This is a genomic window from Abditibacteriota bacterium, from assembly GCA_017552965.1.
In the GTDB taxonomy this organism is placed as follows: Bacteria; Armatimonadota; UBA5829; order UBA5829; family UBA5829; genus RGIG7931.
The window spans coordinates 1-10523 of record JAFZNQ010000034.1; the positions used below are offsets into that span (position 1 = coordinate 1).

Genomic DNA, 10523 nt, shown 5'->3' on the forward strand with positions numbered 1-10523 from the left:
AGCTGGGAGATCTGAGCGAAAACTTTGATTATCACGACGCCAAGCGGGAGCAGGGCGTGGTGGAGAGCCGCATCGCCGAGCTGAAATATATATTGGAAAATGCGGAGCTCACGGAAGCCGCCGGCACCGACAAGGTGCAGATAGGCTCCAGAGTCAAGATATATATGCAATCCATGGGCATGGAAAACGAGTTCACCGTAGTGGGCCCCGCCGAGTCCGACATAGCGGCGGGCAAGATCAGCTGCGACAGCCCCATGGGCGAGGCTCTCATGGGAGCCGGCACCGGCGACGAGATCGAATTCAATACCCCCGGCGGCCTGCAGAAATGCAAGGTGCTGGCCATCAATTAGCATGAAGATCACCGGCACCTTTCTGGACGAGATCAGCCACGACATTCCCCACCAGAACTGGGGCCCGGAGGAATGGGCGAAGGACTTTGACGCTATGCGCAGCATAGGCATAGACGAAGTGTATCTCATCCGGTGCGGCTACAAAAAGCAGACCGCTTTTCCCTCGGAGGTCCTGACGCGGGAGGAGGGCTGCCGGATGCCGTCAGAGGATCTGGCGGAATTGTTTCTCACTCTCGCCGACCGGAGAGGCATGCGCTTTTTCTTCGGCACCTATGACTCGGGCAATTATTGGCTCTCCGGAGAATATGAGCGGGAGGTGGCTCTCTCAAAGGCAGTCTGCCGGGAGGCCTACGACCGTTATTCCGGCCATCCCTCCTTTGCCGGCTGGTATATCTCCAACGAGATCAGCCGCCGGATCCCCGGTATCACGGAGCTTTTCGGCGACCTGGGCGGCTATCTGAAGGAGCTGTCCGGGCTGCCCGTCATGATCAGCCCCTATATACACGGCAAAAAGCAGCCGGGCATAGGCGAGGCCGGTCAGATCACCGCCGACGAGCATTACAGAGAGTGGGAGAGCATATTTGCCGCCATCAGCGGCTACGTGGATATAGTGGCCTTTCAGGACGGCCACGTGGACTATGAGGAGCTGCCCGAGTTTCTGGCGGCCAACAAGGCTCTGGGTGACAAATACGGCGTGGAATGCCGCACCAACACTGAGACCTTTGACCGGGATATGCCCATAAAGTTTTTGCCCATCAAGTGGGAAAAGCTGCTCTGCAAGCTGAAGGCCGCGGAGCAGGCGGGCTACGAAAAAGCCATCACCTTTGAATTTTCACATTTTATGAGCCCCAATTCCATGTATCTGTCCGCAGGTCATCTCTACAACAGGTACAGGGAATATCTGGCCAAGCAGGGCTGAAGCTATTAGCAGAGCGGCGCTACAGGCGCCGCTTTTTTTACCGCCGGGTCACAGCAAAGAGGGGGGCTTCCTTTGCCTTTACCTGCGCGCCCAGGGCGCAGTCGGGGATCCACAGGGGCCTGCCGCCGCAGTCAAAGAATACCAACACTCTGCCTCGGTCGGCCAGGGGGATGTGGGCGTCCTTCAGGATGCGGCCTATCTTTTTGCTCTTGCCCTCCATGCCCGCCATTTCCATAGGAAGAGCCCGGATTGCCCCGGTGGCAAAGGCGATCCTGAGGGGCAGCAGCTTGCCGGAGATGCAGAGCCGGTCCTTGGCGGGGATGACCCTGCCCTCAAAGGGCTCGCAGCAATAGGTGGCGCCGTCTATGGTCACGGTGTCCCCGGCCCGCAGGGTGAATTCCCGCAGGTCCTCGGCGGCCGGCGCCTGCTTTTTGGTGATACGGAAGGACTCGCCGTCGGACACAGCGTATATGCCCCCTCCCGTCAGCTCGGTGGTAAAGGAGCCCTGCAGCAGCAGACTGTCGATGCGCCTGACCTCGGCGAGGGTGATGTCCTTGTATTCCCCTTTGGCGTCCCTGATGAGCTCCCGGATGGCCGTGTAGCGGATGATGGCAGGCGCGGAAATCAGGTCGCTGACCGGCAGGGGCCGGGGCCGGGCTTCAAGAAAGGCCCGGGTCTCGGTGAGGATGTAGTCACCCGCCAGCTCCGCTATTTCTCCCAGACCCTCCAGGGCCTTGTCTATGCCGGGATTGAAGTCCCGGCGGAGCATGGGCAGCACCGTGTTGCGGAGCCTGTTGCGGCGATAAATGTCCGACAGATTGGAGGAATCGGTCCGGTAGGGGATATGGCGCTGAGCGAGGTAGTCCAGCAGCTCCTGTTTGGTGTGGTTGACCAGAGGGCGGAAATAGCAGCCCCTTCGGAGAGGCAGGGGGGAGAGACCTCCCAGCCCGGTCCCCCGGAATATGTTCAGCAGCGTCGTTTCCGTCCTGTCGTCCCGGGTGTGGGCGGTGGCTATGAGCTCCGCTCCGAGGCTTTGCCTGATCTCCTCCAGGGCCCGGTAGCGGAGTATCCTGGCGGCTTCCTCCGTGGCCATATGGTGGGCCCGGGAGTATTCGGTCACCTCCAGCCGGCGGGTGATGCACTCGACGCCCAGAGATGAGCACAGAGCCCGGGTAAAGCGTTCGTCCTCGTCGGACTCCTCTCCCCGGAGCTGATGGTTGAAATGGACCGCGTATATCTGCAGGTCCGCCTCTTCGGCTGCGGAGACCAACAGATGCAGCAATGCGCAGGAATCGCTGCCCCCGCTGACGGCGGCAATGATCCTGCTGCCCGGCCTGACCTGCCCTTTGATCGTGTCAGAAAGACTTGCGCTCAAGTAGTATGTCCATCAATTGCGAGGCGTTGTCCAAACGGATGGGAGACTGCAGCGCTCCCGCCTCGCTGTATTCGATAGTGTTGCCCGTGTTGCGGCGGCTGTCATACATCACAAAGGGCACCGGGGTGTCGTTGTGGGAGCCGGTGGACACGGGGGTGGGGTGGTCCGGCATCAGCAGCATGCGGTAGTCCTCGCCTGCGGCTGCCAGATAGTCTCTGATCCTCCGGACGATGACGCCGTCTATGGCCTCGATGGCTTTGATCTTTTCCTCCGTGTTCCTCTCGTGACCGGCCTCGTCGGGGGCTTCTACGTGGACCCACACGAAATCGTGGTCCTTCAGGGCCCTGACTGCTTCCGCGGCCTTGTTTTCATAGGAGGTGTCGATGTAGCCGGTGGCTCCTGCCACCCGGGGAACGGTAAGGCCTGTGAGCCGGCCCAGACCCTTGATGAGATCCACGCCCGCTATCACCGCGCCTTTTTTGCCGTATTTCACCTCAAAGGGATCAAAGGAGGCCTTCATGCCCTCCGCCCAGAACCAGATCATGTTGGCAGGCAGCTTGCCGGCGGCTTTGCGCCGCAGATTGACGGGATGGTGTTCCAAAATCCCGGGGGACTCGGTGATGAGCCGGCCGAAGAGCTCCGCGTAGTCGCCCTGAGGCATGTGTGTGGATATGGGCTCTCCCACAAACTTGTAGGGAGGGTAGAACTGCACGTTCATGGAGCCGTGCCTGAGTATCATGATGTGCCTGTAGCTGACCCCGGGATAAAAACGATAGTCGGGGCAGGCAAAGGCCTCGTTGAGGGCGTCGATGAGCTCCCGGGCCTCTCCGTCGGAGATGTGGTCTGCGGACGAGTCGATCATGATGCCGTCCTTCACCGTCACCAGGTTGGTCCGGTAGGCGGCGTCGGTAGAAGACATCTCTATGCCCAGCGCGGCGGCCTCAATGGCTCCCCGGCCCTTGTAATATATGGCAGGGTCGTAGCCCAGTATGCCCATGTTGGTCACGTCGCTGCCGGGCGTCATCCGGTCGGGAGTCGTCCTGGCGATGCCCACCACTCCCGCAGCGGCCATTTCTCTCAGGTTGTCCGCCCGGGCCTGCAGAATGGGGGTCCTGCCGCCGGGAAAGCTGTCGGGGATATCGGCCATGCCATCAAACACTACTAATACGTACTTCATTTCCTCATTCCTTTCTCACCTTTATTATATCATATCGGGCAGGGTTTATACAGAGGCGGCCTCGGAGAGCTCCGGCACCTGCGCAGCCTGCTGGGCCATGGACGGCCGGGCCTTTTAACCCCAGCGAAACTTTTTTCGCTGGGGACCCCGAAGAGTGCCGGGCGGGGTTAAGGCAGCGAGGAGCGGTTCAAGGAGAAGCTCTCCGAGGAGGAGCAGAAGAAGATCCTGGGGCCGAAGCGCTACGAGTTGTGGAAGGAAGGCGAGCTGCCCTGGAAGGACATCCCGGCGGTGAAGCCGAACGACACCTACGGCCCGACGCTGGGGATCTCCCCGCTGAAGGACGGAAAGGCGCCGGAGCTGTCGGAGGATGTCTCCGGCAATGGGGACGTGAAGTTCCTGAACGGGTCCGAGAGCGGCAAGCGCTATGAGGCTCTGAAGGGTGACGCAGGGGAACAAAACGCTACGCGGGGCCCGCAGAAAACGAACTCTGAGGACAGTCCTGTCGGCGACCTAAAACCGCAAATACTCACGAAGGAGCAAGTGAAGTTACTTGTCAGTCTGAAGATCTTCGCTCAACTGACAAAGGCCGAGCAAAAAGCCATTATCGGCGACGCAAACTATGAGCTCTACAAAAAAGGGTACGACCCTAAAGGCTTCTATTACAAAAAGCCGAATGGCGACAGCCTTGACGATGGTTTTGAATATACAGCAAGTCCTGTCTATTTGCCGCCCTCGCTAATGGAGGCGTTTGAAACGCCGGAGTTCAAGAAATATCAGAATATGATCCCGCGGATAGTCGAACTTCTGAACAACATGCCGGATCACTTCAAGGATGCCTGGAATGATGCGCTCAAGGACTTTAAAGGCCTTGTAAGCGGGGCCAGGAATCGTTATCTCAAAAACGAAGCAAAAATTCAAATGAACACAAGCTTGTCTGGTGAAGAGTTTGTCTGTTCGTTGTTTCATGAACTTGGTCATGCACTTGATTTTGGCTTGGGCTCTGCAACAAACCCTGCAACGAGCAGGCGTCCGAACATGGCTGCTCAAGTTAAGAGTGATGCTCTCAACATGGCAAAAGCACTTTCGGGCAAAGATGATTACGATGAGGCTTTTAGCGAGGTCTGTGGTCTGCCGTGTACATCCGAGGGGATATTCAAACAAATGTTTCAGGATTATGCGTCGCGCACAGGTGAGACAAGAGGTTTGCAGGATATAATCAACGGCTCAACAAACGGGAAGTATTGCATAGCTTTCGGTCATAAACCAGAGGAATGGTTAGACCCGCAGCGGCTTCCACGCGAAACGCTTGCACAGTTCTTCCGAATCATGGTATACTTTAATGGGCGCCTATCGCCGGAGTTTGAAAATCTGCTGAAAACATACTTTAAGTCGACATGGGACGAATGTGATGATATTATTCGTTCAATAGGTAGAGCGAGGAACAAATGACAAAGAACGAGCTTGAACTAATGGAAGTTCTGGATAGCATTACCAGCAAGAACAGGAATGCGTGTTATGGTTTTATAGAGCTGTCAAATAGAGTTGGACAATTAAGATATAAGATGATGGGACCGAGCGATTATTGTGAAATGTTACCCAGCGAAATAGTTGCCGTATATTTGTCTGATATCGCAGACGCCATAAACGAGCACCCGGACAAATACGGCAAATACAAGGCCGAGTATGACGATCTGGTCGCCGAAGTGGAAGCCTTCATCGAAAAATACAGCGGATAAGCGACGCCGGAATAGTATAATTCACCCACGGGACACACCCCGCTCTCAATCTGAGAGCGGGGGTTTTTATTGACAAGGAAAAGATATGGCAGTAATCAGAATCAAAGTTGACGGACACTTGGCGCAGTGCGTCTCGGTGGAGCCTATGGCCACCGGCAGCGCCGGGGTGGACTCGGTGATCATAGACCGGATAGACGGCGAGCTGTCCTCCGGAACAGGCCTGAAAGCCGTCGCCCTGTGGGAACTGGGGCAGGACATGACCGGCCAGGACAGCTAGCCGTCTATTGCCACGAATACCTGCGTCCTCTGTGTCCGCTCCGGGATGCAGGTGTATATAGTGTCCTCGGCTGCCGGGCTGAAGGACGTATCCTACTCCGCGCAGGACGACAAGTTCTACAAGACCGGCATGGACGGCAAGAAGGAAGAGTGGGCTCAGTCCACACTCTACCCGCCGACCACAACGAACTAATGACCGTCAATATCTCCGACATACCCGTCATCAAAGGGAGCAGCGTCCGGCCGGAAGGGCTGCTCCCTTTCAATTACTCCAAGACAAGACCCGACTATTCCGCCTTCGTTCACTTCTTTGTCGCCGACAGGCAGTTTGAGAGAGTGTTCAAAAGGCCTCTGAATTACATCCCACTGCTTGCGCGGTTTCAAGGCGTCATCGGCACGGATTTTAGCATATACGCCGACGATCCGCTGCCGGTCTGCATCTACAACACCTGGCGCAACAGATACCTGGACGCAGCGTTTCAGCTCTGCGGCATAGAGGTGATCCCGTCCGTCAGCTGGGGCGCGGACAAGACTTTTGACGTCTGTTTCGGCTGTATCGCGCCCGGTTCTTCCGTGGCTGTCAGCACCAACGGCTGCGAGAATCCCGTCAGCCGCCAACTGTTTGAAGCCGGCTACAGGGAGATGATCCGCCGCATCCGGCCGGAGTTCATCGTGCTTTACGGCCCGCGCTTTGACTTTGTGGACGGGGACAACGTCCTGCAGTTCGACAGCTATTTACAAGACATGCGAAAGAGGTTAAAATAATAATGGGTGGGAGAGGACAGTTCAATCCTGACGGCGGCTTTTACAGGTACGACTTTGAAGAGGACAGTCGGGTCACTTTGCCCGAAAGCTTCAACACTCAAGATCCGAAAGGAAAACACTACGTGAAGGTTGTCAGGTATAAGGACTACGAAAGCAACAAAGTCCCGTATTTGTCCGGGTCTCCGAACGCCACCTATATTGTTGTAGATCAAGCTGATCCTACAAAAATCTATTGTATAGCGAAATACAATAGCGACAGGACGTGGAGTTATGTCGTTGACTTTACGCATACACACGAAGGATACAAGCCGCACGTTCATGTTGGCGGACACAAGAAGACAAAGAAAGAAGAAAACGTCCATCACCCACGAGAATTAGAATCGAAACTTATTCTCAAGCTGTTGGCAGAAACAAAATTGAGGTTACCGGATGGGAGTCATTTATAGCGACGAGCAAGTAAAAAAAATGGAAAAGACTGTTGATGACATAAAAGCGATTGCAACAGAATACAAAAACAAGCCGGAGCACGTAATGTTTGAGTGTTTGCTCGAACAAGACCATTGGGCCTCAGACTACAATGGGGTTGATATTGTGATCCAGGTCGAAGAGCCACAGCCGAATATACAGTTGTTTGGTTTGAAAGAGCCTCACCACAATGTCATTATATATTTCGATAACATCCATGACCTATTGTTTGAGTACACCCTGTTCGGAAAAAAGGTCATAGATATAGTCTCGGAGTTGTATAGTGATTCTCTGCTACACAAAAAGAGCCGCCGCCGCTGACGGATCCAGAATGCTAAAAAGCAGGCCCTGAAAGCCTGCTTTTTCTTCGTTTTTAGACCTCGTTGTCCGCCGGTTGTCCGCAAATTGCCCCTTTTTACTCGTGAATCAGACACTACTAATACGTACTTCATATCAACGTCCTTTCACACCTTTATTATATCATATCGGGCAGGGTTTATACAGAGGCGGTCCAGGCGCAGGCGGAGTTCGAGCTCCTCCACGGCCGTATCGTGCCGCTTGTTGAGAAAGGTCAGAAGCTGGGCGTCACCATCGGCAGAGAGCAGGCCGGCGCCCTGCTGGAGTCCGTGGGCGTCACGGCCGGCAGCATGAACAGGCTGAACGAAGACGCCTTTGAGGCCATGATCGGCATGACACAGGAGGGGTCTCCCATACGGGAGGTGCTGGACAAAGGCGCCGGCTACAGCATCAAGGAAGCCGTGATGAACGTCCTGAAGGACGGTATTGCCCAAGGCAAAAGTCCACAGGAGATTGCAGGAGAAATGATGCGGCTGGGGTACCAGGACCGCAGACACGCTCTGCTGGTGTGCCGCACCGAGACCATGCGGGCCTACCGGATCTCCACCAAACAGACTTACGAGGCAAACGGTGTGGAGCGGGTGATCTGGGCGGCCTCGGAGAGCTCCGCCACCTGCGCTGCCTGTTGGGCCATGGACGGCCGGGCCTTTGACCTGGACAAGATGCCTAACGACCACCCCAACGGCCGCTGCACCATGATCCCGGTCATAGACGATGAGGACGAGGAGACCTGGGACAGCGAAGAGCGCTTCAAGGAGAGGCTCACCGAGGAGGAGCAAAAGAAGATCCTGGGGCCCACCCGCTATGAGCTGTGGAAGGAAGGCAAACTGCCCTGGGAGGACATCCCTGCGGTGAAGCCTAACGAGACCTATGGACCCACGTTGGGGATCTCCCCGCTGAAGGACGGGAAAGCGCCGGAGCTGTCGGAGGATGTCTCCGGCAACGGGGACGTGAAGTTCCTGAACGGGTCCGAGAGAGGCAAGCGCTATGAGGCCCTGAAGGGTGACGCAGGGGAACAGCTTAGCGCAAACGTTAGTCTTATTGAACGGGATGTTGATATGGTGGCTCAAATCACGGATGAGAAAATAAACAGTGTCCCGAAATTAGATATCAGAGGCTTGAGCGATAAGCAAAACAACAGAGTGACCAAAATCTGTAAAGCCTTACTAAGATGCGCCAGGAGAAATAACTACTCGGAAGAGACTTTGTTTGCGTTGAATTTTGATTTACATATCGACAATATACAATACGGAGATAAGAACAGCGTTTCCTATTTTGAAAAGCCAAACCATTTAATGGTAATCCATAACCACCCCAACGACACAAGCTTTTCGTTGGACGATTATAAGGTGTTCAGGGATACTAAAATCAAGCATCTGCTTGTTGTCTCAAATAACGGAAGGGTTGAGGTTTTAAGCAAGACAGACAACTTCAGCAAGGACAAAATGGAATCATTGTTCAGTGTGGCTCGGAAGCTTGGGAAAGATAATTCGTCAATGCAAGCCGACATTGTAGGAGAAATGCTGTCGCTTCCGGGTGCAGAAGAATACGGAATTACAAGACAGGTGTTTTTATGAAAAACAACAGAAAATTTGTCTTAGATTCAGGGCAGTTTGTTTTAGGCGAAGAATACGAAAAGCTGTTTAACAAACACATCCAGACCGATCCGAAATTTGTTCAGCTTGTAAAGAACGCATTTCCTGATCGCTGGGAGAAGCTAAAAGAGGAATTGCATGCCGATGGCGTTAAGATCGCCGGCGAAGACGACTGACCAAAAAACGGGACATACCCCGCTCTCATTTGAGAGCGGGGCTTATTATTTGACAAGGTAAAAACATGGCATTGATAGGACTTGTAAAAAGGGAAGTGACCGGGGAGCAGGAGCAGACCACCTGCACCGAGACTCTGACGGCTCTATACTCAGACGTGTATCCGTACGTCCTGACTTATCCTGCCATCGGGGCGGCGCACAGGGTCAATCCCTTTGTCTCCGGAAACACGGACGATCTGATATGCACCAGGATAAAGGTGAACCCGGAGCCCCAGTGGATCGGCGGCAATCAGATCGCCACCCTGGAGGCGACCTTTGCGGCAGACTATTCCGAGCCGGAGGGCGGCGGCAGCGCCTACTCGGTGAAGATCTCCTCCGGCGGGACCCGCTCCTACAAAATGCAGGCAGGCGGAGTGTGGGCGGGCCTGAACCTGTCGGACAACAACGAACAGAGCGCCCTGGAGTATCAGGCGCCCATAACGGACGTGAGCCTCACCACCAAGTATATAGGCAGCGCGCCGCCTTATGCGATATACGAAGCTTACGTGGGGAAGCTCAACCAGTACGTCTTTCCCAACGCCTCCGGCTACAGCTCGTTCCTGAACGGATACTTTGCCAGGAATCCCGGATGCGTGCTCTTTGAGAGCTACTCCACAAACCAGGAGGTGTTTTCCTCCGGAGTCGCCGAGACGGAGGTGACTCTGAACCTGAAGCTGCTGCCCATAGACTGGAATTATGAATACAGGAACCCTCTGCAGTTCGTGAACCCCATTGACGGCAAGCCTGCCTTCTGGCAGAACAGCTACCCGGGCCGCTTTGACTACACCCAGGACGGGACGAAGGTGGGGACGCCTGTCTGGAGCGGAGCGGTGCAGGGCTACGGCGACAGCAGACGGAGATGTCAATGTCTATTTCGGGCATAAAAAGGATGACTGGGAAGCAGATATTCACCTGCTCGGGCGGGAGACTTTTGCTGAGTTTTTCAAAATGGCCGTCCTGTTTGAAGGAGTTGTTCCGAAGAACTTGCAAGTCATATATGATATGTTCTATAATGAGACATGGGCAGCGTGTCGCCGAGAAATCAATAACAAAGCAAAGGAGTCGATATGGCGGGCAGATTAAGTGATGCGATAAAAAAGTGCCGGATTGCCGGCTCGAACGAATGGCGAGAATTATTGGATCGTGCAGGAAAGTTACAGTATAAAATAGTAAAACCAAAGGAATCTCCGCCAAGGCCAATATCTACCCATATAGAGCATGCCATTGTTGTCGCAGAAAACGCTATCTCGAAAAATCCGGACAAATACGGCAAATACAAGGCCGAGTATGACG

General features: G+C 54.8%; 15 protein-coding genes. 13 read left to right on the forward strand and 2 right to left on the reverse strand.

Going from position 1 to position 10523, the window contains the following annotated elements; translation table 11 throughout:
- Together IK083_03655 and IK083_03660 are read left to right on the forward strand one after the other, a co-directional pair.
- On the forward strand, window positions 1-350 hold a 350-nt coding region (locus IK083_03655; GenBank protein MBR4748653.1), incomplete at its 5' end, for a transcription elongation factor GreA.
- A 1-nt stretch (window position 351) separates the two neighbouring features.
- Window positions 352-1269, forward strand: a complete 918-nt coding sequence (locus IK083_03660) for a DUF4434 domain-containing protein (protein ID MBR4748654.1) — start codon at window positions 352-354, stop codon at window positions 1267-1269.
- A 37-nt stretch (window positions 1270-1306) separates the two neighbouring features.
- Here IK083_03660 and tilS read toward each other — a convergent pair whose 3' ends face one another.
- Together tilS and IK083_03670 are read right to left on the reverse strand one after the other, a co-directional pair.
- The gene (gene tilS, locus IK083_03665; GenBank protein ID MBR4748655.1) at window positions 1307-2644 is read right to left on the reverse strand and encodes a tRNA lysidine(34) synthetase TilS; all 1338 of its coding nucleotides are present in this window, start codon (window positions 2642-2644) and stop codon (window positions 1307-1309) included.
- On the reverse strand, window positions 2625-3821 hold the full coding sequence (locus IK083_03670) for a cofactor-independent phosphoglycerate mutase (GenBank protein ID MBR4748656.1): 1197 nt from the start codon (window positions 3819-3821) through the stop codon (window positions 2625-2627). The genes tilS and IK083_03670 overlap by 20 nt, the downstream gene beginning before the upstream one ends.
- A gap of 246 nt (window positions 3822-4067) precedes the next feature.
- Between IK083_03670 and IK083_03675 the strand changes: the two genes are divergently transcribed.
- From IK083_03675 to IK083_03725, 11 genes are all read left to right on the forward strand, one after another.
- The gene (locus IK083_03675) at window positions 4068-5270 is read left to right on the forward strand and encodes a hypothetical protein (GenBank protein MBR4748657.1); all 1203 of its coding nucleotides are present in this window, start codon (window positions 4068-4070) and stop codon (window positions 5268-5270) included.
- Window positions 5267-5557, forward strand: coding sequence for a hypothetical protein (locus IK083_03680; GenBank protein MBR4748658.1), 291 nt, complete (start codon window positions 5267-5269; stop codon window positions 5555-5557). Before IK083_03675 ends, IK083_03680 begins: the two co-directional genes overlap by 4 nt.
- A gap of 85 nt (window positions 5558-5642) precedes the next feature.
- On the forward strand, window positions 5643-5834 hold the full coding sequence (locus IK083_03685; protein ID MBR4748659.1) for a hypothetical protein: 192 nt from the start codon (window positions 5643-5645) through the stop codon (window positions 5832-5834).
- 45 nt (window positions 5835-5879) lie between these two features.
- Entirely contained in the window at window positions 5880-6026 is a 147-nt protein-coding gene (locus IK083_03690) for a hypothetical protein (GenBank protein MBR4748660.1), read from the forward strand.
- A complete protein-coding gene (locus tag IK083_03695) occupies window positions 6026-6598 on the forward strand; it encodes a DUF4417 domain-containing protein (GenBank protein ID MBR4748661.1) in 573 nt (190 codons plus the stop codon). The genes IK083_03690 and IK083_03695 overlap by 1 nt, the downstream gene beginning before the upstream one ends.
- 2 nt (window positions 6599-6600) lie before the next feature.
- Window positions 6601-7044, forward strand: coding sequence for a hypothetical protein (locus IK083_03700; GenBank protein MBR4748662.1), 444 nt, complete (start codon window positions 6601-6603; stop codon window positions 7042-7044).
- Window positions 7045-7063: 19 nt separating this feature from the next.
- The gene (locus IK083_03705; GenBank protein MBR4748663.1) at window positions 7064-7384 is read left to right on the forward strand and encodes a hypothetical protein; all 321 of its coding nucleotides are present in this window, start codon (window positions 7064-7066) and stop codon (window positions 7382-7384) included.
- Between the two features lie 230 nt (window positions 7385-7614).
- A complete protein-coding gene (locus IK083_03710) occupies window positions 7615-8997 on the forward strand; it encodes a minor capsid protein (protein MBR4748664.1) in 1383 nt (460 codons plus the stop codon).
- Window positions 8994-9191: a hypothetical protein gene (locus IK083_03715; protein MBR4748665.1), complete on the forward strand. Its 198-nt coding sequence runs from the start codon at window positions 8994-8996 to the stop codon at window positions 9189-9191. Before IK083_03710 ends, IK083_03715 begins: the two co-directional genes overlap by 4 nt.
- Before the next feature lie 65 nt (window positions 9192-9256).
- Window positions 9257-10114: a hypothetical protein gene (locus tag IK083_03720; protein MBR4748666.1), complete on the forward strand. Its 858-nt coding sequence runs from the start codon at window positions 9257-9259 to the stop codon at window positions 10112-10114.
- A gap of 183 nt (window positions 10115-10297) precedes the next feature.
- Window positions 10298-10523 (forward strand): hypothetical protein (locus IK083_03725; protein MBR4748667.1); only part of this gene is annotated, 226 nt, incomplete at its 3' end.

Bases quoted from the DNA above. Each gene is read 5' to 3' on its own strand.
- IK083_03720 (MBR4748666.1), top strand. From the start codon at position 9,257: ATGGCATTGATAGGACTTGTAAAAAGGGAAGTGACCGGGGAGCAGGAG.
- IK083_03680 (MBR4748658.1), top strand. From the start codon at position 5,267: ATGACAAAGAACGAGCTTGAACTAATGGAAGTTCTGGATAGCATTACC.
- IK083_03670 (MBR4748656.1), bottom strand. From the start codon at position 3,821: ATGAAGTACGTATTAGTAGTGTTTGATGGCATGGCCGATATCCCCGAC.
- IK083_03660 (MBR4748654.1), top strand. From the start codon at position 352: ATGAAGATCACCGGCACCTTTCTGGACGAGATCAGCCACGACATTCCC.
- IK083_03715 (MBR4748665.1), top strand. From the start codon at position 8,994: ATGAAAAACAACAGAAAATTTGTCTTAGATTCAGGGCAGTTTGTTTTA.
- IK083_03690 (MBR4748660.1), top strand. From the start codon at position 5,880: ATGCAGGTGTATATAGTGTCCTCGGCTGCCGGGCTGAAGGACGTATCC.
- IK083_03700 (MBR4748662.1), top strand. From the start codon at position 6,601: ATGGGTGGGAGAGGACAGTTCAATCCTGACGGCGGCTTTTACAGGTAC.
- IK083_03695 (MBR4748661.1), top strand. From the start codon at position 6,026: ATGACCGTCAATATCTCCGACATACCCGTCATCAAAGGGAGCAGCGTC.
- IK083_03705 (MBR4748663.1), top strand. From the start codon at position 7,064: ATGGAAAAGACTGTTGATGACATAAAAGCGATTGCAACAGAATACAAA.
- IK083_03685 (MBR4748659.1), top strand. From the start codon at position 5,643: ATGGCAGTAATCAGAATCAAAGTTGACGGACACTTGGCGCAGTGCGTC.